Below are 19919 nucleotides of genomic sequence, written 5' to 3' on the forward strand. Positions count from 1 at the left end.
ATGAACGAAACTGACAACCGCGTCACGCTGACCGTCGGCGACATGGAATACGGCGGCTGGAAAAGCGTGCAGATCACCGCGGACCTGGAGCGCCAGTTCCGCACTTTCAAACTCGATATCACCTGGCAATGGCCGGGGCAGACCGTGGATCAGCGGATCAAGGCCGGTGACCCGTGCGAAGTGCGGATCGGCCAGGATCTGGTGCTCACCGGTTATGTGTTCAAGGCCCCGATCAGTTATGACGGGCGGCAGATCAGCCTGAGCATCGAAGGCAGCTCCAAGACCCAGGATCTGGTGGATTGCGCGGCGCGAAACAACCCCGGCCAATGGCAGGATCAGTCGCTGCTGAGCATCGTCCAGGCCCTGGCCATGGAGTACGCGTTGATGGTGGTCAACGAAATCCCCGAGACCGCGCGCCTGAGCAAACACACGATCGTGCCGGGTGAAACGGCGTTTCAGTCGATCGACCGTCTGCTCTCGCTGTACCGGGTGTTTTCCACCGATGACGCCGAAGGCCGGCTAGTACTCGCCAAACCCGGCAGCGGCGGCCGCGCCAGCGATGCACTGGAGCTGGGCAAGAACATTCTCTCGGCCAACGCGCCGATGGATTTCAGCCAGGTATTTTCCGAATACCGGGTGATCGGCCAGCAGAAGGGCAACGACAAGAAGAGCGGGGCGGCGGTCAGCGAAGTGGAATCGACGGCGGCCGACCTGAGCTTCAAGCGTCGGCGCACCACGATCATCAACGAAGGCTCGCAACTGACGTTCGAACTGGCCCAGCAACGGGCGCAATGGGAAAGCGCGACGCGCATGGGCCGGGCACTGACCACCACGTATCAGGTACAGGGCTGGCGTCAGTCCAACGGTGACCTTTGGCGTCACAACACGTTGGTGCGGGTCAAGGATCCGGTGCTTGGCTTCGATGAAGACATGCTGATTTCCAAGGTGACGTATTCGTTGTCGGCGCAAGGTTCGGTGACCACTCTGCAAGTGGCGCCGCCGCATACCTTCGACGCGAACCCGACTCCCCCGAAAAAGACCTGAGCCCGACACCGCCCTCCAAGGAAAACCCTATGAGCCTACTGACACGCCTGCTGGCGCGCGGCACTGTCGTGCTCGCCAGTTCGGCCTCCAAGCTGCAATCGCTGCAAATGCGCCTGACCGCCGGTGAAGTGAACGACGACATGGAGCACTTCGAACCTTATGGCTTCACCAGCCATCCGCTGGCCGGCGCCGAGGGTGTCGTCACGTTTCTCGGCGGCGACCGTTCCCATGCCATCGCCCTGGTAGTTGCCGACCGCCGTTATCGCCTGCAATCGCTGGCGGCCGGCGAAGTGGCGATCTACACCGACGAAGGCGACAAGATCCACTTCAAACGCGGGCGGATCATCGACATCGAAACCTCCACTTTGAATATCCGCGCCAGCACTGCCGTGAACTTCGACACGCCGGTGATCAACCAGACCGGCAAGATCGTTTCCAAAGGCGATCAGTTGGCCGCTGGCATCAGTCAGATCAAGCACGTGCACGGCGGCGTGCAGGGCGGCAGCGGCCAGACCGGCGTGCCGGCGGGAGGTCAGTGATGCTCTTCAGTCAAAACCTCCACGCTGCGCTCACCCGTGCGGTACTCATCAGCCTGTTCACCTGGCGCCGCGCTGCCGACGACGATGCCCTCGACGACGAGGAGCGTTACGGCTGGTGGGGCGACACCTTTCCGACCGTGGCCGACGATCGCATCGGCTCGCGGCTGTGGCTGCTGCGCAGGGTCAAGCTGACCCGGCAGACCCAGATGGACGCCGAGTTCTATGCCCGCGAAGCCCTGCAATGGCTGATCGACGACGGCCATTGCAGCGCCATCGACATCATCAGCGAACGCCTCGACGCCCAGCGCCTGAACCTGCGTACGGTCCTGACCCTGGCCGACGGCGAACGCCTGGACATCAACCCCAATAACAGTTGGCAGGTGATCTATGCCGTTTGAAACCCCTTCGCTGCCGGTGCTGATCAAGCGCACCCAAAGCGACCTGGCCGGCGATTCGCTGCGCCAGTCCGATGCGCAAGTCCTGGCCCGCACCGTCGGTGGTGCCGCTTACGGTCTGTATGGCTACCTTGACTGGATTGCCGAGCAGATCCTGCCCGACACCGCCGACGAATCGACCCTGGAACGCATCGCCGCGCTGCGCCTTAACCAGCCGCGCAAACCGGCGCAAGTCGCCACCGGCAGCGTCAGTTTTACCGCGACCGCGGGCGCGGTACTGGACGTTGATACGCTGCTGCAATCGAGCGATGGCCGTACTTACAAAGTCACTACCGCGCGCACCACCGTCAATGACAGCAACACCACCACCATCGCGGCGCTGGAGGCCGGCAGCCTCGGCAACGCCGACGCCGGACTGGCGCTGACTCCGGTGCAGCCGATTGCCGGCGTGGTCGGCAACAGTTTTATCGTGCTGGCGCCAGGCCTCAGCGGCGGCGTGGCGCGGGAGAGTCTGGAGTCGCTGCGTTCACGGGTGATCCGTTCCTATCGCGTTATCCCTCACGGCGGTTCGGCCAGCGACTATGAAACCTGGGCGCTGGAAGTGCCGGGCGTAACTCGCGCCTGGTGCCGAGGCGGCCTGCTCGGCCCGGGCACAGTGACGGTGTTCATCATGCGTGATGAAGATCCGCAACCGGTGCCCAACGACGAGCAACTGGCGGAAGTCCAGGACTACATCGAACCGCTGCGACCGGTGACGGCGGAAGTGCATGTGCAGCGACCGATTCAAGTGCCGGTGGTGTACCGCTTCAAGAGCGTCAACCCGGACACCACCGCCGTGCGCGCCGCCGTCGAAGCGCAGCTGCGCGACCTGCACAACCGTGAAGCCGATCTCGGCGTGCCGTTGCTGATCAGCCATATCCGCGAAGCCATCAGCAGCGCCGGCGGTGAGTACGATCACACCTTGACCGCACCGGCCGCTGACGTGCCTGCCGGTCAAAGCGAACTGCTCACCTTCGGAGGTTGCGTATGGGGGGCATAAGAACCGCTGCGCAATATCAGGCGCAGCTTCGCGCACTGCTGCCCAGCGGCCCGGCGTGGGACCCGGAGCGGGTGCCGGAACTCGATGAAGTGCTGCAAGGCGTTGCCGTCGAACTGGCGCGTCTCGATGCCCGCGCCGCCGACCTGCTCAACGAAATGGACCCGGCCGGCGTCAGCGAACTGGTGCCGGACTGGGAACAGGTGATGAACCTGCCCGACCCGTGCCTCGGCGCCACACCGCTGTTCGACGACCGTCGCCTCGCCGTGCGCCGCCGCTTGCTCGCGGTCGGCAGCCAGGCCGTCGGTTACTACCTGGAAATCGCCAAAAGCCAGGGTTACCCCAACGCCACCATCACCGAACTCGAAGCCCCGCGCATGGGCCGTTCGCGCTTCGGTGCCGCGCATTGGGGCACCTGGGAGGCGCAGTTCATGTGGACGCTCAACACCGGTGGCCGTCTGCTGCTCGGCCGGCGTTTCGGCGCGAGTTACTGGGGCGAGCGTTTCGGCGTCAATCCGGGCTCGGCGCTTGAATGCCTGATCCATAGAGCGGCGCCGGCGCATACCAGGGTGCACATCAACTATGACTAGGGAATAACGCAATGGATTATCCGAAGAGTGTGCCCAGTGCCGGTCTGGTGAATGGGAGATTTATCGATGAAAACCCGATGACCGGGACGCCGGGATCGTTGATTCCGGCGGACTGGGGTAACGGTGTCACGCAGGAAATTCTCAACGTGATCAAGGCCGGGGATCTGACCCCGGACGAGAAGAAATATGATCAGTTGTTGCAGGCGATTCAGACGGTAACGGCCAAGGGCTGGAATCAGGATCTGGCATTGCCGCTGGCAGCATTGCTATTGCCGACCGTGGCCACGGCAGATGCCCGGATGCCGATTACACCGGCCGCAGCCTCGACCAGTGGCGGGCGGGTGTCGGTGCCGGCGGGTATCTACGTCAGCATTGGCCAGGAAGTGCTGGCAGGGCAGTTGGGGCGTTCGCGGACGTTCACCACTCAGGCCTGGAGTAGCGCCGATCTGTTGCCGAGTTCGGGGTACTTTCTGCGGGCTCAGGTGGTGAGTGGTGCACTGACGTTCTACATGCAGCGCGGGACGATTTACGACGTGACGCCCGACTCTCTGAAGGGCACGGTCAATGGTGCTGCTGGGGGTGGTTTCCAGAGTTCGGTGCTGGACATGTGCCTGGCCTGGGTGGTTACCGGTGCACCGGGTTCTGTGCCGACAGTGCGCGCGATCTACAACCGGGCACGTCTGACCTGGACGCAGACGCTCAACGGCACGGGGGCAGTGTTTCTGCCGCTGGATCCTCATGCCCGCGCTGCACGGCTGGTGGTGGGTAACCCGACGCCTTCGTCCACCGCCATTACGACGGTTGCGTTTCCTTCGACTGGATGGGCGGGCGGCAACTACAGCTACCTTTCGCCCGTATCAACAGGCGTTTTCAATAATGCAGGGGGCTGGAATCCTGCCACTGCGCAACCGTGCGTCATCTTCACTAGCAACATCGTCAATGACGTTACGGTCTCGACACTGACCGCCAGTTTCGATCACGCCAATGTGCGCTCGCTCTGGCAGTCCTATCAGGCCGAACACAACCTGGCACAAGCCAGCGCCGACAGCGATGAGCTGTTGCTGAGCATGGGCATCAAGAGCCATCCGGTGACCGATTACAACGCCGGTATTCCGATCAACTTTAGCGAAGCTGTGAACGTGCAGTTGTCATGGGAGCTCATTCGATGATCGTCATTCAGGAACTGCATCAGATCGATGGTGAGTTGCGTCCCGCACAGCCGTCCGCCGCCCATGATTGGGATGGCGAGCAATGGGTACTCAACCCGGAGAAAGTCGCGCTGCTGGATCAGCAGGAAACCGAACGCCTCTGCGCCCGGGTTGATGCTGCCGCCGACAGTGCGCGCAGTGTATTGGCCGGTGATCCGCTCAAGGCGTTGGAGTATGCCCAGGCAGCCATTGACGCTCAGTCCTTTCAGGACGCCGGTTATCCGAAGAAGGAAGTACCGCTGTCCGTTGCCGCCTGGGTCGCCAAAGGCCGGTCGGCGAAACAGGCGGCCGAGCAGATCCTCGACAAAGCCACTCAGGTCAGCGACAGCCTGCTGACCCTGCGTACCTTGCGCCTGAAGGCCAAGACCCAGATCCGTGGGTACGCCAGCAAAAGCCAGATGGATCAGGCGCGTGCCGCCACGGACGAAGTGCTGGTGGCCATTCGCGAACTGACGGCCAATTCCAACCTGTAATCGCATCCGCCTCACTCAAGCCCACTTCGTTGTGGGCTTTTTATTTTCAGGAACAGAGGCGTTGCGCTGCCGCGAAGCCTTCGCGCCGTGACGTTTCATTTGTCATGACAGAGGAATGAACATCCCATGGATTATCCAAAAAGCGTCCCCAGCGTCGGCCTGGTCGACGGCCGCTTCGTCGATGAAAACCCGGTGGCGGGAACGCCGGGGTCGTTGATTCCGGCGGTGTGGGGCAACAGTGTCACCGAAGAGTTGCTGGGCGTTATCAAAGCGGCTGGCATGACGCCTGCCGAAGGCATCAACGATCAGTTGCTCTCGGCTTTCAAGAAGCTTCTGAGCCTGGCCAGTCCGATGACCTCGCGGGTGATGGAGGTGTCTGCCTCGAAGGCGTTGATCGCCGATGAGCTTGGGCTCGTGCTGATCAGCGCCAATGCGGCTGATACCAACATTACCTTGCCGGCAGTGAGTGCGCTGGCGGGAGTACGGGATGTGATCGTCCGTCGTACCGACAACAGTGCCAACCGATTGGTGGTACAGGCCGCCGGAAACGACCGAATCAGGTTTCACACGCATTTGTCCGCCAGCGGTTATCCGTTTCTGGTGCTGGTGGGGGCGGGTGACTGGTGGCATCTGCGCAGTGACGGTTCGGGTAACTGGTGGCCGGTTGGGCGCTTCGATGCGACGCCTTTGGGGCGGATTGTGTTCGAAAGCTCGACCACCTTGAACCCCGGCGGTTATGGCGCCTTGAACGGTCGGGAATTCCTGCGCGCCGAATGGCCGTGGTTGTGGGATCACGCTGTTCAATCCGGAATGCTGCGTGCCGAAGCCAGTCGTGCCGGCGGCTGGAGCAGTGGTGACGGCATCAAGACATTCCGCGGGCCGGAGGTTCGTGGCGAATTTATCCGGGTGCTTGATGAGCAACGCAACATCGATACCGGGCGAGTGGCCGGCTCCTGGCAAAACGGCACCAACATAACCGGTGATAACGGATACGCGCCGGCCGTTCACGGGATCGGCGACCTTTCGATGGTCGGAACCGATCCGACAACGTTCGCGGGTCTGGTTTATTGGACCGGTGCTACGACGGCGGAAAATCTGGTGAGTGGCTATTGGGGGATGACCCGTCCCAGAAACATCGCGTACCCCGGTCGATTGAAACTTATTTGAGGTGCATATGGCTTATTACTATGTGAATGAAAGAACGCAGGAATTGAACGGCCCGGTCGAGTTGCCGGTCATCCCGGGCATGGGTGTTGTTCTTCCGGGCAACGCTATCGAATTGCCCGAGGTGCTCCCACCGGCCGAGTCGGGTCATGTCTGGGTGTGGCGTGACGGAGCGGCGTTGCAACTGATCGATTTGCGCAACCGACCGGTCTATCGCAAAGACAACGGCAACTTTTTCTACTGGAACGAACTGGGCCCGTTGCCCGAGTACCTGACGCTCAAACCGCGCCCGAGCGAATTTTACATCTGGGGCACCGATGACTGGGTCCTGGATGTCGCGGCGGAGCGCGGGGGTAAAGTCGCCGAGGCTGACGTCGAGCGTGACAATCGCCTGCGTGAAGTGGTCATTCGTGTCGCACCGCTGCAATACGCCTATGAGTTGGGCGAGGCTTCCAACGAACAGTTGACCGCTCTGCAGGCGTGGAAACGCTACACCGTCAAGCTGGCGCAGATTGAGTTGCAAACGGATTATCCGTTGACGATCGACTGGCCTGTAGCGCCGGCCAAAGCGATTGTTTCGCCTGCTGCCTGACTGAACCTATCCCCTTATCAATCTCACAGGCGGACGATTGCTGCCGGCATCCGGCTGCCTGTAGATCATCGGAAGTGCAGACGTGGACTATCCAAAAAGCATCCCCGGCGTCGGCCTGGTCGACGGTGGTTTTATCGATGAAAACCCTGTTGCCGGCACTCCCGGGTCGTTGATCCCCGCCGCCTGGGGCAACAGTGTCACGCAAGAAATTCTCAACGCCATCAAGGCGGCCGGGCTGACGCCTGACGAGAGCAAAACCAATCAGTTGGCCACGGCCATCGGTGCGCTGGTCGACTTCACCAAACTGAAGAACACCCCGACCACTCTGGCCGGTTACGGCATCACCGATGCGGTCGGGCGACTGTTGGCGGTCAGGCAGATCGAAACTGTCGGGATCACGGTTTACAAGCCGAATCCGAGAGCCAGACGGATTCGCGTGCGGCTGGTGGGGGCGGGTGGTTCGGGGGGCGGATGTGCACCCATCCCGGCGACTTATCTAGGCATCGGCGGTGGCGGCGGGGCGGGCGCTTATGGGGAAAGCCTGTATGACGTCACGCCGGAAATGCTGACCGGTGTTCCGGTCACTCTGGGCACCGGCGGTGCCCCACGTAACGCGGTTGGCCAGGCCGGTGGCGGCGCTTCTTTCGGTTCCTACCTGAGTGTTTCGGGAGGCATGGGCGGGCAGACGCTTACCGTCCTGACGTCCCCAACGGCGTCCGGCTTTGTGCAAGGCGGTTTGGGAGGGCAAGTCGTTACGGGCGGCAACCTCTGCAGTGCTCGGGGCATCACCGGCACCTTTGCGATGTACAACGGCAACTGGGGAATGGTCTGCGGGGGCGGAGGCCCCAGCCCGTTCGATGGCGGTGCGCCGCTGATAGGTGTGAACAGCATTGGTATTGCCGGTGTTCGTGGCTCGGGAGGAAGTGGTTCGTGCTCGAACAATGCATCCGCATCAGTCGTGAGTGGCGCTGGCGGCAACGCCTTCTGTGAAATCTGGGAGTACGAGTAATGGCTCGTTATGCACGCATTGAAAACGGTGTCGCCGTCGAAGTGATCGACACCGGTGACTACGCGATCGAGCAACTGTTTGCGCCGGCGTTCGTTGCGGCGATGGTGCAGGTGCCCGAAGGTGTTGATGTTGAAATCGGCGCGCAGATGTCTGAGTTGACGCCCGCTGTCGAGCCTCTGCGCGAACCGCCAGGTCCTGAAGTCGCTCAGGCTGCAACGGTCGAGGACAACGAGTCTTTGACGGCTGAGCGCGCCTGGCGCCAGTCGGCGCTGGCGGCCACGGAATGGTTGGTCACCCGCCATCGCGACGAGCAGGAACTGGGACGCGGCACCACGCTCAAGGCCCAGCATTATCTGGAATTGCTCGAGTACCGCCAGGCGCTGCGCGACTGGCCTGACTCAATCCATTTTCCGGCAGTAGTTTTGCGCCCGGCAGCTCCGGAGTGGATGGCCACCGTTCATGGCTGAGGTCTTGTTTTGATGTTCTCGAATAGGGAGAAGAGTGATGGATTACCCAAAAAACATTCCTAGCGCAGGTTTGGTGAATGGCAGGTTTGTTGATGAAAACCCTCTTACCGGAACCCCGGGTTCGTTGATTCCGGCAAGCTGGGGAAATGGCGTTACGCAAGAGATTCTTGAAGTCATCAAAAGCGCAGGGTCGCCTGCCGATGAAAGTGATAACACTCAGCTCAAAGCGGCAATCGATACGCTGATCTCGAAGAAACAAAGCGACAGTCTGGCCAGCCAGGAAGACGCAGAGGCGGGCGTCAGCAACACGCGGTTGATGACGCCGTTACGAGTGTTTCAATCCATAGCGAAAAAAATGCAACAGGCGACAGAGTCGCTGATGGGAATTGCAAAAGTTGCTTCTCAGGCAGAGGTCAACGCCGGTGTCAGTGATACGTCTATCGTGACCCCTAAAAAACTCAGGCTTGGGTTCATGGTGAGGCTGGGGGCATCCGGTTATGTCGTTTTCCCCTCGTGGATGGGGGGGGTGATTATCCAGTGGATCACCGGAGGCGCGAGCCAGGCGGGCAACAATGGCTACGGCGACCTGAATCTATGGCCGTTGGTCTTTCCCAATGCACTGTTTCTTGCCGTCGCGACCCATGAAGGCACGTCACCCGGAACGCAGCTGACCTGGAACAATAACGCGACCGTGAGTCGGCAGGCAGGCATCAATGTTCGTTGTCCTGAATGGCCGTCAGGCTCCATTGCTGCTCGTGTCATCGGAATAGGAAACTGACTATGTATTACTTTTCTCCGGCTACTTCCGGCTTTTATCACTCCGATCTGCACGGCGCCAATATCCCCGCTGATGCCTTTGAATTGAGCGAGGGTGAGTATTGCGCGCTGGTCTCGAACGCTCCAAAAGGAACCGTTCTTGGCCTGACTGCCAACGGACGCCCGGAACGGGTGCTACTGGCTGAACAAACTCTTGATGCTACAGAGCGGGCCTGGCGAGACAAGGTATTAGATCGGACTCAATGGCTGGTTCTTCGCGATGCAGAAGAACTGGAAGTCGGCGAGGGCACAACCTTGCGCGGCGAAGAGTTCAAGCAACTGCTCGCCTATCGGCAGGCGTTGCGCGACTGGCCAAATGATCCGGAGTTTCCGGATGCGCGTTCGCGACCGGTTGAGCCGGATTGGCTGGAAGGCCTGCTGAACCACGGAAGTTGAGGAGATACCAACATGGATTATCCGAAAAGCGTTCCCGGCATCGGGCTGGTGAACGGCAAGTTCGTCAATGAAGACGTCGTCGGCGGGTTGCCGGGATCGCTGATCCCGGCAACCTGGGGCAATGGCATCACCGATGAGCTGCTGAATGTCGTCAAGTCTGCCGGACTCGAACCAAGCGAAAACGATGCGACGCAGTTGTTGCTGGCAATCAGGAAAATCAGCCAGAGCGCTGAAGATAAACACGCAGCGGATATCGGCGCTGCCAATCTCTACATGGCCAATTATGTGCCGGCCATCAGCACGCTGAAGGACGGGCTGACGCTGCGCTTCACGGCAGGCAATGCCAATACCGGAGCGAGCACTTTTGCGCCGAATGGTCTTCTGCCCAAACCGCTATTGAGTCTGGCGTTGAGTGCGTTGCGACCTGCGGAGATTGTCGGTGGCAGTGTCTGCTCTGTGGTTTACAGCGCTGCGCTGGACAGTTGGCTGCTGGTTTATGCGAGTGGTGGCAACGCCAACAGCGGTCGCTTGTTGGGTATCAAGACGTTCACTGCGTCGGGTGTCTATGTACCGACGCCAGGCATGAAGAATGTGTTGGTCAAAGTGCAGGGCGGTGGCGGTGGCAGCTCGGGTATCGGCGCAACCAACGGCAGTCAGGTTTCACTTTCCGGGGGCGGGGCTTCCGGTAGTTATGCCGAAGCGTGGATTTCTTCCGTCGCAACAGGCGCCAGCCAGGTCATAACCGTGGGGGCAAAAGGCGCCGCAGGGGCTGTGGCAGCAAGCGCCGGCCCGGGTGGGACCAGTTCCTTCGGTTCCTTGGTGTCTGCACCGGGCGGCGGCGGATCTCCCTATGTCGGAGTCATCAATATCACTGATTTTGGCTTGTTCGTCGGTGGCTTTCCGAGTACGAGCGCTACCGGCGGCAGCATCGTTAACAGTGCGGGTGCGGCCGGCAGTCCGGGAATCAACGTCACCGGCTCGATTCTGGCCGGGCATGGTGGGAACTCTCCTTTGGGCGGAGGTGGTTTTGGTAGCAGTGTGGCACTGAGTCTGGCAGCCCCGGGAACCGGCTACGGATCCGGCGCAGGCGGCATTGCCAATGCCCTCACCCAACCGGGCAGGCCTGGAGGTTCAGGCGCGCCTGGTGTCGTGATCATCTACGAGTACGCCTGATGAAAACTTACGCACGCATCGTCAACGACACGGTGGTCGAACTGTTCTCGACCGACGGAAACATGGTCGAGATGTTTCACCCGGATCTGCTCTGGGTCGATATCACCGAGATCACTCCTGCACCACAAATCGACTGGTCGGCGAACTTCGGCACCCTCGGCTGGGTGTTTTCGTCGCAAGAAGACAGTGCCCCTGATGGCGCTCTGAAAACCCTGGCAAAGAAATGGCTGACCGGATTCGGTCGCCAGCCGTGATTCAATCAGCGCAATCCAGGGAGGACCAAGCATTATGCAAATCACTGAAAACAACCTCAGCAACATCATGCCCAACGCCCGCTCCCAAGCGGGCGTTTTTGTTTCACCGCTCAACGACGCCATGGCGCGTCATCGCATCGATACGCCCAAGCGCGTCGCTGCGTTTCTCGCCCAGGTCGGCCATGAGTCCGGGCAACTGCGCTACGTGCGCGAACTGGGCAACAACCAATACCTGAGCAAATACGACACCGGCACGCTGGCCCTGCGCCTGGGCAACACGCCGGAAGCCGATGGTGACGGGCAGAGGTATCGCGGTCGCGGGCTGATCCAGATCACCGGTCGCACCAACTATCGCCAGTGCAGTCTCGGGCTGTTCGGCGATGAGCGTCTGCTGTCGTTGCCTGAATTGCTCGAGCAACCGCAGTGGGCGGCGGAATCCGCCGCATGGTTCTGGGAGCTGAACGGTCTGAACGAACTGGCGGACCGCGATCAGTTCAACACCATCACCCGTCGAATCAACGGCGGGTTGAGCGGCTTGCAGGATCGCCTGGATCTCTGGGCGCGGGCGAGGGCGGTGTTATGTCCATCTCCTGGCGTGTAACCGGTGTTGTATTGCTGGCCCTGGGGGCGGCAGCGCTGGCTTGGCAATTTCAGGACTGGCGTTATGGCAGGCAACTGGCCGAGCAGGCCCGGTTGCACGCCGAAACCCTCAACCAACTGACTCAGGTTGCTGCCTTGGCGCAGCAGGCCGAGCAGGACAAGCGCCTGGTCCTGGAGCAACGGCTCGCGGCCAGTGAACAAACCCACTATCGAGCACTGAGTGATGCCCAACGTGATCAGGATCGCCTGCGCGATCGCCTTGCCACTGCTGATCTGCGCCTGTCAGTCCTCATCGACGCAGGCGACGCTGCCCAGGGCTGCGGTGTGCCAGCCGCCTCCGGCACCGGCGGCGTGGATCATGCAACCGTACGCGCCCGACTTGACCCGGCGCATGCTCAACGAATTGTCGCCATCACCGGTGAAGGCGATCGCGGACTGATTGCCCTGCAGGCGTGTCAGGCCTATATCAGAGCGCTGGCGCCTGCACATTTTGAATGAGTCTGTGTATTGAAAGCGCAACCGGCTCGTGTACGGTGGTAGGCATTCCACCTGATCCGGAGAGTGCCGTGAAAGACCTCACCCAACTGGCGGCCGAACTTGGCCGACGCCTGCAGTTGCTCAATGCCCACGTCACCACGGCCGAGTCCTGCACCGGCGGCGGCATCGCTGAAGCGATTACCCGGATTCCGGGGAGCTCCGCCTGGTTCGAGGCCGGTTATGTGACCTACTCCAACCGACAGAAAACCCAGCAACTGAACGTACCCGCCGAACTGTTCGGGACGGTCGGCGCAGTCAGTCGCGAGGTGGCCGAGGCGATGGTGCGCGGTGCGCAGAAACACAGCCGTGCGCGGTTCGCCGTGGCGGTCAGCGGTATCGCCGGGCCGGACGGCGGCTCGCCGAACAAACCGGTGGGCACGGTGTGGCTGGCCTGGGGTGTGGGCGATGCGGTTTCCAGCGAGGTGCAGCACTTCCCCGGCAACCGCGACGAAGTCCGCCGACAAACGGTGAAGGCCGCGCTAGAGGGGCTCCTGCGACTAGCGGCACGAGAAATCGAAAATCAGGGGTAGGCGATCCGTGAACGCTGTGGAATAATACTGGCTACTTATACAGGTGTTGGCCGTCAGGCCTTATTGATTACGTGAGGACTTTAATGGACGACAACAAGAAGAAAGCCTTGGCTGCGGCCCTGGGTCAGATCGAACGTCAATTCGGCAAGGGTGCCGTAATGCGTATGGGCGATCAGGACCGTCAGGCGATCCCGGCCATTTCCACCGGCTCTCTGGGTCTGGACATCGCGCTCGGCATCGGCGGTCTGCCAAAAGGCCGTATTGTTGAAATCTACGGTCCTGAATCTTCCGGTAAAACCACACTGACGCTGTCCGTGATCGCCCAGGCCCAGAAGGCCGGCGCGACCTGCGCATTCGTCGACGCCGAACACGCCCTCGACCCTGAGTACGCCGGCAAGCTGGGCGTCAACGTCGACGACCTGCTGGTTTCCCAGCCGGACACCGGCGAACAGGCCCTGGAAATCACCGACATGCTGGTGCGCTCCAACGCTGTTGACGTGATCATCGTCGACTCCGTGGCGGCACTGGTGCCGAAGGCTGAAATCGAAGGCGAAATGGGTGACATGCACGTGGGCCTGCAAGCCCGTCTGATGTCCCAGGCGCTGCGTAAAATCACCGGTAACATCAAGAACGCCAACTGCCTGGTGATCTTCATCAACCAGATCCGCATGAAGATCGGCGTGATGTTCGGCAGCCCGGAAACCACCACCGGTGGTAACGCGCTGAAGTTCTACGCTTCGGTTCGTCTCGACATCCGCCGTACCGGCGCGGTGAAGGAAGGCGACGAAGTGGTCGGCAGCGAAACCCGCGTCAAGGTAGTGAAGAACAAGGTGGCTTCGCCGTTCCGTCAGGCCGAGTTCCAGATCCTTTACGGCAAGGGTATCTACCTGAACGGCGAGATGATCGACCTGGGCGTGCTGCACGGTTTCGTCGAGAAGTCCGGCGCCTGGTATGCCTACGAAGGCACCAAGATCGGTCAGGGCAAGGCCAACTCGGCCAAGTTCCTGGCAGACAACCCGGAAGTCGCGGCTAAGCTCGAGAAGCAACTGCGTGACAAGCTGCTGTCGCCAGCCGTGATCGCTGACTCCAAGGCCTCTGCGGTCACAGAGACCGAAGACGACCTGGCTGACGCTGACATCTGATTGCACCGATGACAACCGCCGTACTCGATACCCTCGTCGCGGTGCGGCGAACCGCAATGGACCTGCTCGCACGCCGCGAGCACGGTCGAGTCGAGCTGACGCGTAAACTGCGTCAGCGTGGCGCTCCACCCGATATGATCGAAACAGCTCTCGACCGATTGACGGAAGAAGGGCTGCTTTCCGAAGCCCGTTATCTGGAAAGCTTTGTTTCTTATCGCGCCCGTTCAGGTTACGGCCCGTTACGGATTCGTGAGGAACTCAGTCAGCGCGGCCTGCAGCGTGCCGATATCGAACTCGCCTTGCGTGAGAGCGGTATCAACTGGCAGGAGCAACTCACAGACACGTGGCAACGGAAGTTCTCCGGACAGCTTCCCGCCGACGCCAAGGAGCGAGCCAGACAAGGCCGGTTTCTGGCGTATCGGGGGTTCTCGATGGAGATGATCAACCGCTTGTTCAGCGGCAGAGGGATGGACGATTAAATCGGTTCCAGCTTCAATCAAAAAATAAAAAAGCGGCCCGCTATTTCGATAGCGGGCCGCTTTTTTTTGCCTTCAGATTACCTTCGACGGTTCGCGGGAGGGTTGCGCCGTTTGTGGTCTGGACTGTGCCCAGTTTTCCGGCAGGTTGATGAAGTCGACCAGTTCCCGCAAGCGCCCATGGTCCCGGGCGTTGAAGGCGAAAGACAGTCGCGCCAGATGGCTGAATTGCGCCTCGTCGTGTTCCTCGCTGCTATAGGCGTGTTGATGGAACCGGTCGCTCAGGCACAGATCGGCGAAGGCTTCCTGCATGTGGTCCAGGGCCCGGTCGCTGAGCCTGTGGTTCATGCGAATCACGAACTGCCGTTTGAGCCAGCGACTGGAGTGGAAGTTGCCGTAGAACTGATTGATCTGTTCCACCGCCTCTTCAACGCTGTAGACCAGACGCATCAACTTCAGGTCGGTTGGCAGGATGTAACGGTTGTCCTCCAGTTGCTGACGAATGAAGTCCAGTGCCCCTTGCCAGAATGTGCCGCCGGGCGTGTCCAGCAGCACAACCGGCACCAGCGGGCTCTTGCCGGTCTGGATCAGGGTCAGCACTTCCAGCGCTTCGTCCAGCGTGCCGAAGCCGCCGGGGCAGAGCACCAGTGCGTCTGCCTCCTTGACGAAGAACAGTTTGCGCGTAAAGAAAAAGTGGAACGGCAGCAGGTTCCCGGTGCCGTCCACGGTGGGATTGGCATGCTGTTCGAAGGGCAGGGTGATGTTGAATCCAAGGCTGTTGTCGCGGCCGGCTCCTTCATGGGCGGCGGCCATGATTCCACCACCGGCACCGGTGATGACCATCATGTCTGAGCGGGCCAGGGCTGCGCCCAGTTCACGGGCCATGGCGTACAGCGGATGCTCGACGGGCGTGCGCGCCGAGCCGAACACCGTAACCTTGCGCCGGCCCTTGAACTGTTCGAGCGTGCGAAACGCCTGCTCCAGTTCTCGCAGGGCTTGCAGGGTGATCTTGGCATTCCAGCGGTTGTGATCTTCCTGGGCCATGCGCAGCACGGTCAGGATCATGTCGCGGTAGATGGGAATGTTCGGGCTGTTGGGGGAAACCAGGTTGAGTTGTTCTTCGACCTTGCCGGTAAGATCGTGGCCGCTTTCCTGAAAATGACGGCTGAGCAGGTCATTCGGTTGGTAAGGCATGCAACTTCTCCTTCTGCACAGAGCCTTCGGCCCTGACGTGCGGCGTCAGTGCCGCGCTGCAAGAAAAACAAACGTCCGGCAGCTCCTTTCCTGCCGTTGATAAAATGATCGGGAATACTTTGAATCTAGACCCTCAAAGCATTTCTCGCTCATTGAGCATTGCGCCACAAAGTCTTGCCTGGCAACTGCTTATTGTCGTTTTGCGAAGTGCTTTCACCGCTCGTCCGATGGCGCACCGAGGGCAAAATGCTCTGATTTACTAAGTTAAAGGCGCCGTACGACAACTTTGCGTCAGCGAGCGTATGCAAGGTGCACGCGATTCAAGGATTTGCGGGTGGCAAGGAGGCGGGACACATGACCAGAGTCATTCTGGAGATCGATACGCAGCTGTATCGAATGTTGAAGGCATCGGCCGAGACCAACCATGTCAGTCTCGAAGAGGAGTGCTGCCGACGTCTTTCGGGAGGAGAGCGCCGCTCGCGCTATCTGCAGGCCTTGCTGGCCGAACTGCGCGCCGAGGATGAACAGCGGCGCGCCAATTCTCGTTGATTACTTCTTCTTCGCCGGGCCTGCTTTCGGGCAGTCCGATTCCTGATAGCTGGCCGAACCGATCGCCCGGTTGGTCTTCACTTCGCTGAAGTCATAACGCATCACGGCGCCCTTGGCCATCAGCTTGCGGTACGACGGGTTGTTGCAGACCGAAGCACCCAGCTGGAAATACACGGCTTTGGGATCGGCGCGCATCTTGTCGGCATGGCTTGCCTGGACGCTCAGGTGGTTGATCAGCGTGGTGCCTTCAACGGTGTAACCCTGATCGAGGATGTCTTCGTTGATCGCCCGTGGTGTACCGACGCTGCTTTGTGCGGCGACGTTTTGCAGCTCTTTGTTCAGGTTCTGCTCTTTCAGGGACGCAGCCTGTGCGCTGAAGGACAACGCCAGCGCAATGGCCGCGGTAGGAACGATAAGGCGCAGCATGAAACTCTCCTGATTCAGTGACTGGTGGTTCGACCAGCCCCGGGGCTGTGCGTTCAGTGGCGGCGAATTATAGGGGAGCCGGTCGGGAGGGTACAGGCTTGTGCCCGTTGCTCTGATAAACTGCCAGCCTTTATTGCCTTGCCGAGAGTTGTTCGTGTCGAGTTTTCCTGTCAGTCGGCGTCGCCCGCAATGAACCATGCCCCCAACGCCGTGGCCCGACTGCGCGATCAGCGCGAGGACGAGGGCATCAAGCCGATTCAGGCCCGTGGTTTTCGCTCTGAGCGCTGCCGCGACTGCCGGGTCATCATCAGTCATTGCCTGTGCGCCTGGCGCCCGACCGTGGAAACCCGCTCCGGTGTCTGCCTGATCATGACCGGCAAGGAAGTGTTCAAGCCAAGCAACACCGGTTGGCTGATCGCCGACATCGTGCGGGACAATCACGCCTTCATCTGGTCGCGGACCGAACCCGACGAGCAACTGCTGGCGCTGCTGAACGACCCGCAATGGCAGCCGTATCTGGTGTTTCCCGGCGAGTACGTCGAGCCTTCGCGAGTGACCAACACCGTGGATCTCGACAGCAGCAAGCGTCCGCTGTTCATTCTGCTGGACGCGACCTGGACCGAGGCGCGCAAGATCTTCCGCAAGAGCCCGTACTTCGATCGCCTGCCGATCCTCAGTCTGTTGCCCGACAAACTGTCGCGTTATCGCCTGCGCCGTTCGACCCGCAGCGAGCACCTGTGCACCGCCGAAGTCGCGGCGCTGTGCCTGGAACTGGCGGGCGATACGGATGCCGCTTCGGCGCTGGATGCCTATTTCGATGTGTTCAGCCAGCATTACCTGGGCGCAAAGCAGCAGCTTGAGGTGAATGTGTCGACACCGGCCCATGCAGAGTTGCTGCCTTTTATAGCCAACCCGCAGCCGGTGCCGGCCTGATCCTGGCCCATACTGCTAAAGCAGTGGCCGTGTTGCTTGACCACCCCGGCTTCGCTGGGCATGCTTGGCGCCGATTGGGGTGCGGCCAAGGTTTGAAACGCCGTTTTTTGTCCGTGATTGGCGTTGAACGTGCCCCTGTGGATGCCGCTGCACAAGCGCCGGCATCTTGATTTGCCTTGGTGAGCCCCGAATGCGTCGGGTCTGCCATCAAAAACAGGATCATTTGAAAAATGGCCACATACGACATCCTGATTGCCGATGATCACCCTCTTTTTCGTAGCGCACTGCATCAAGCGGTGACGATGGGCCTTGGTCCGGATGTACGAATGGTGGAGGTGGCGAGCATCGCCGAGCTGGAGGCGCGCCTGACCGAGAAGGCCGACTGGGATCTGGTGCTGCTGGACCTGAACATGCCGGGCGCTTTCGGGTTTTCCGGGCTGGTGATGCTGCGCGGTCAGTACCCGCAGATTCCGGTGGTGATGGTCTCGGCGCAGGAAGAAGCTTCGGTGATGGTCAAGTCGCGGGAGTTCGGTGCCAGCGGTTTCATTCCCAAGTCGAGCGACTTGAGCGTGATTCAGGAAGCGGTACGCAAAGTACTGGACGGTGACGTGTTCTGGCCGCCACAGGCGTTCGAAGCCGTCAGCGTCTCCGACGAGGCCAAAGCCGCCAGCGATGGCCTGGCGAGCCTTACGCCCCAGCAGTTCCGGGTGTTGACCATGGTCTGTGAAGGCCTGCTCAACAAGCAGATTGCCTATGAGTTGAGCGTGTCGGAAGCGACCATCAAGGCCCACGTCACGGCGATCTTTCGCAAGCTGAACGTGCGGACTCGCACCCAGGCGGCTTTACTCTTGCAACAACTTGAGTCAATTCCAAGCCAGTAAAGGCTGGCGTCTTCACGCTTTTTTGACTTTCGTTGAACTAGCTTCCCCACTTCTTTTTGGTCGGTTGTTTACTTTATGTCACCTTTCAAGGGCCAGACGGGCCTGAAACGCATCCTCAACGCTTCCGGTTACTCGCTGGACGGCCTGCGCGCAGCCTTCACCGGCGAAGCGGCGTTCCGTCAGCTGGTGCTGCTTAACGTGGTGCTGATTCCACTGACGTTCTTCCTGAATGTCAGCCGTGTCGAGCAGGCGTTGCTGATTGCCGTGTGCCTGCTGGCGCTGATCGTCGAGCTGCTGAACTCTGCGGTGGAGGCGGCCATCGACCGCATTTCCCTGGAACTGCACCCGCTGTCCAAGAACGCCAAGGACATGGGCAGCGCCGCGCAATTCGTGGCACTGAGCATGATTGCCCTGGTGTGGGCGGTGATTCTGCTTTAAGCGATTGTCGGCAGGACGATCTCGTCGCTGCGCTGGACCCCGGCGGTGAAGGCGCGGCACAGATCGAGAAACTCGCGCATGGCGGAGGTCTGGTACTTCTGTTTGTGCCAGATGAAATAGAACTGCCGCGCCAGATCCAGATCCGGCGTCTCCACCGGTACCAGACTGCCGCGTCGGAATGCATCGCGTAGTGCCAGTCGCGAAATGCAACCAATTCCCAGACCTGATTCCACGGCGCGCTTGATCGCTTCCGTGTGTTCCAGCTCCAGACGAATATTCAGCGCACTGCGATGGTGACGCATGGCCTGATCGAAGGTCAGGCGGGTGCCGGAGCCTTGTTCGCGCAGAATCCACGCTTCGTGGGTCAACTCTTCCATGGTCGCGCTGCCGCGTTTGGCCAGCGGGTGCTGCGGGGCGCAGAACACCACCAGTTCATCCTCGACCCAGCTCTGCACTTCGATGTCCGGGTGGCTGCAATCGCCTTCGATTAGACCCAGATCAATTTCGTAATGCGCCACTTGTTGCACGATATTGGCAGTGTTCTGCACGTGCAGCTTCACCTGGCTTTCCGGGTGACGCTGCATGAAGCCGCCGATCAACAGGGTGGCCAGGTAATTGCCGATGGTCAGGGTCGCGCCCACCGACAGCGAGCCGAAACCGGATTTGCCGTTGAGCAGGTCTTCGATTTCCTTGGCCTGATCGAGCATCGCCACCGCTTGCGGCAACAATTGTTTGCCGAGGGCGTTGAGGCTCAGGCGTTTGCCGGCGCGATCGAACAGCTGGCAGCTGGATTGACGCTCCAGTTCGGTGATGGAAGTGCTGGCGGCCGATTGCGACAGGTTGAGCAGACCCGCAGCACGGGACACGCTCTCCTGCTGGGCGACAGCGACGAAGACTTGCAGTTGACGAAGAGTAAATCGCATATCGATATAACCGATAACCCTTATCTTAATAATCCAGTTAACAGATATTGTCGGCGCTATTAGAATGCGATGCAATTGCGCACCGTCGGCATCCTTCAACGCGAGCCGGGCAAGCGCAGATCAATCTCCAGGAG

General features: G+C 60.5%; 27 protein-coding genes. 24 read left to right on the forward strand and 3 right to left on the reverse strand.

What is annotated here, in order from left to right; all coding sequences use genetic code 11:
- The 20 genes from M5B98_RS25305 (at window position 1) to recX (ending at window position 14444) form a co-directional block, all read left to right on the forward strand.
- A complete protein-coding gene (locus M5B98_RS25305) occupies window positions 1-1044 on the forward strand; it encodes a phage baseplate assembly protein (protein WP_248744328.1) in 1044 nt (347 codons plus the stop codon).
- A 29-nt stretch (window positions 1045-1073) separates the two neighbouring features.
- A complete protein-coding gene (locus M5B98_RS25310) occupies window positions 1074-1583 on the forward strand; it encodes a phage baseplate assembly protein V (protein WP_248744329.1) in 510 nt (169 codons plus the stop codon).
- On the forward strand, window positions 1583-1981 hold the full coding sequence (locus M5B98_RS25315; protein WP_248744330.1) for a phage GP46 family protein: 399 nt from the start codon (window positions 1583-1585) through the stop codon (window positions 1979-1981). Before M5B98_RS25310 ends, M5B98_RS25315 begins: the two co-directional genes overlap by 1 nt.
- On the forward strand, window positions 1971-3017 hold the full coding sequence (locus M5B98_RS25320) for a baseplate J/gp47 family protein (protein ID WP_248744331.1): 1047 nt from the start codon (window positions 1971-1973) through the stop codon (window positions 3015-3017). The genes M5B98_RS25315 and M5B98_RS25320 overlap by 11 nt, the downstream gene beginning before the upstream one ends.
- The gene (locus M5B98_RS25325) at window positions 3005-3604 is read left to right on the forward strand and encodes a YmfQ family protein (RefSeq protein ID WP_248744332.1); all 600 of its coding nucleotides are present in this window, start codon (window positions 3005-3007) and stop codon (window positions 3602-3604) included. The genes M5B98_RS25320 and M5B98_RS25325 overlap by 13 nt, the downstream gene beginning before the upstream one ends.
- Before the next feature lie 11 nt (window positions 3605-3615).
- Window positions 3616-4773 (forward strand): phage tail protein, encoded by a 1158-nt coding sequence (locus M5B98_RS25330; protein WP_248744333.1) that lies wholly within the window; start codon window positions 3616-3618, stop codon window positions 4771-4773.
- Entirely contained in the window at window positions 4770-5285 is a 516-nt protein-coding gene (locus M5B98_RS25335; protein WP_248744334.1) for a phage tail protein, read from the forward strand. The genes M5B98_RS25330 and M5B98_RS25335 overlap by 4 nt, the downstream gene beginning before the upstream one ends.
- Before the next feature lie 126 nt (window positions 5286-5411).
- A complete protein-coding gene (locus M5B98_RS25340; protein WP_248744335.1) occupies window positions 5412-6452 on the forward strand; it encodes a phage tail protein in 1041 nt (346 codons plus the stop codon).
- 7 nt (window positions 6453-6459) lie between these two features.
- Window positions 6460-7041, forward strand: coding sequence for a tail fiber assembly protein (locus M5B98_RS25345; protein WP_248744336.1), 582 nt, complete (start codon window positions 6460-6462; stop codon window positions 7039-7041).
- 82 nt (window positions 7042-7123) lie between these two features.
- Window positions 7124-8050 (forward strand): hypothetical protein, encoded by a 927-nt coding sequence (locus M5B98_RS25350; protein ID WP_248744337.1) that lies wholly within the window; start codon window positions 7124-7126, stop codon window positions 8048-8050.
- Window positions 8050-8517: a phage tail assembly chaperone gene (locus tag M5B98_RS25355; RefSeq protein ID WP_248744338.1), complete on the forward strand. Its 468-nt coding sequence runs from the start codon at window positions 8050-8052 to the stop codon at window positions 8515-8517. The genes M5B98_RS25350 and M5B98_RS25355 overlap by 1 nt, the downstream gene beginning before the upstream one ends.
- A gap of 37 nt (window positions 8518-8554) precedes the next feature.
- On the forward strand, window positions 8555-9295 hold the full coding sequence (locus tag M5B98_RS25360; RefSeq protein WP_248744339.1) for a hypothetical protein: 741 nt from the start codon (window positions 8555-8557) through the stop codon (window positions 9293-9295).
- A 2-nt stretch (window positions 9296-9297) separates the two neighbouring features.
- On the forward strand, window positions 9298-9729 hold the full coding sequence (locus M5B98_RS25365) for a phage tail assembly chaperone (RefSeq protein WP_248744340.1): 432 nt from the start codon (window positions 9298-9300) through the stop codon (window positions 9727-9729).
- Window positions 9730-9741: 12 nt separating this feature from the next.
- Window positions 9742-10902, forward strand: coding sequence for a hypothetical protein (locus M5B98_RS25370; protein ID WP_248744341.1), 1161 nt, complete (start codon window positions 9742-9744; stop codon window positions 10900-10902).
- Window positions 10902-11156, forward strand: coding sequence for a hypothetical protein (locus M5B98_RS25375; protein ID WP_085729862.1), 255 nt, complete (start codon window positions 10902-10904; stop codon window positions 11154-11156). The genes M5B98_RS25370 and M5B98_RS25375 overlap by 1 nt, the downstream gene beginning before the upstream one ends.
- Before the next feature lie 34 nt (window positions 11157-11190).
- Entirely contained in the window at window positions 11191-11757 is a 567-nt protein-coding gene (locus M5B98_RS25380; RefSeq protein ID WP_248744342.1) for a glycoside hydrolase family 19 protein, read from the forward strand.
- Window positions 11736-12254 carry a lysis system i-spanin subunit Rz gene (locus M5B98_RS25385; RefSeq protein ID WP_248744343.1) on the forward strand — a complete coding sequence of 173 codons (519 nt, stop codon included), beginning with the start codon at window positions 11736-11738 and terminating at the stop codon, window positions 12252-12254. The genes M5B98_RS25380 and M5B98_RS25385 overlap by 22 nt, the downstream gene beginning before the upstream one ends.
- Window positions 12255-12322: 68 nt before the next feature.
- The gene (locus M5B98_RS25390) at window positions 12323-12823 is read left to right on the forward strand and encodes a CinA family protein (protein ID WP_248744344.1); all 501 of its coding nucleotides are present in this window, start codon (window positions 12323-12325) and stop codon (window positions 12821-12823) included.
- 83 nt (window positions 12824-12906) lie between these two features.
- Window positions 12907-13965, forward strand: coding sequence for a recombinase RecA (gene recA / locus M5B98_RS25395; RefSeq protein WP_085712898.1), 1059 nt, complete (start codon window positions 12907-12909; stop codon window positions 13963-13965).
- 8 nt (window positions 13966-13973) lie between these two features.
- Window positions 13974-14444 carry a recombination regulator RecX gene (gene recX / locus M5B98_RS25400; protein ID WP_248744345.1) on the forward strand — a complete coding sequence of 157 codons (471 nt, stop codon included), beginning with the start codon at window positions 13974-13976 and terminating at the stop codon, window positions 14442-14444.
- Window positions 14445-14516: 72 nt separating this feature from the next.
- On the opposite strand, the gene M5B98_RS25405 is transcribed toward recX, so the two are convergent.
- A complete protein-coding gene (locus tag M5B98_RS25405) occupies window positions 14517-15635 on the reverse strand; it encodes a TIGR00730 family Rossman fold protein (RefSeq protein WP_248744346.1) in 1119 nt (372 codons plus the stop codon).
- A gap of 354 nt (window positions 15636-15989) precedes the next feature.
- Here M5B98_RS25405 and M5B98_RS25410 point away from each other — a divergent pair, with 354 nt between their 5' ends.
- Complete coding sequence (locus tag M5B98_RS25410; RefSeq protein ID WP_085712901.1) at window positions 15990-16184, forward strand: hypothetical protein; 195 nt, start codon at window positions 15990-15992, stop codon at window positions 16182-16184.
- Here the strand turns inward: M5B98_RS25410 and M5B98_RS25415 are convergent, their stop codons facing one another.
- Window positions 16185-16610 carry a PA3611 family quorum-sensing-regulated virulence factor gene (locus tag M5B98_RS25415; RefSeq protein WP_119427211.1) on the reverse strand — a complete coding sequence of 142 codons (426 nt, stop codon included), beginning with the start codon at window positions 16608-16610 and terminating at the stop codon, window positions 16185-16187. It lies immediately after the preceding gene.
- A gap of 189 nt (window positions 16611-16799) precedes the next feature.
- Between M5B98_RS25415 and M5B98_RS25420 the strand changes: the two genes are divergently transcribed.
- The 3 genes from M5B98_RS25420 (at window position 16800) to M5B98_RS25430 (ending at window position 18862) form a co-directional block, all read left to right on the forward strand.
- Window positions 16800-17543 (forward strand): tRNA-uridine aminocarboxypropyltransferase, encoded by a 744-nt coding sequence (locus M5B98_RS25420; RefSeq protein WP_085712903.1) that lies wholly within the window; start codon window positions 16800-16802, stop codon window positions 17541-17543.
- Between the two features lie 230 nt (window positions 17544-17773).
- The gene (erdR, locus tag M5B98_RS25425; protein ID WP_085647827.1) at window positions 17774-18424 is read left to right on the forward strand and encodes a response regulator transcription factor ErdR; all 651 of its coding nucleotides are present in this window, start codon (window positions 17774-17776) and stop codon (window positions 18422-18424) included.
- Between the two features lie 75 nt (window positions 18425-18499).
- Complete coding sequence (locus M5B98_RS25430) at window positions 18500-18862, forward strand: diacylglycerol kinase (protein WP_003222276.1); 363 nt, start codon at window positions 18500-18502, stop codon at window positions 18860-18862.
- Here the strand turns inward: M5B98_RS25430 and M5B98_RS25435 are convergent.
- Complete coding sequence (locus M5B98_RS25435; protein ID WP_085712905.1) at window positions 18859-19785, reverse strand: LysR family transcriptional regulator; 927 nt, start codon at window positions 19783-19785, stop codon at window positions 18859-18861. The two genes, M5B98_RS25430 and M5B98_RS25435, sit on opposite strands and share 4 nt — an antisense overlap.
- Window positions 19786-19919 lie beyond the last annotated feature (134 nt).

Origin of the sequence: Pseudomonas sp. MWU12-3088, from assembly GCF_023242405.1 — a bacterium.
In the GTDB taxonomy this organism is placed as follows: domain Bacteria; phylum Pseudomonadota; class Gammaproteobacteria; order Pseudomonadales; family Pseudomonadaceae; genus Aquipseudomonas; species Aquipseudomonas kribbensis.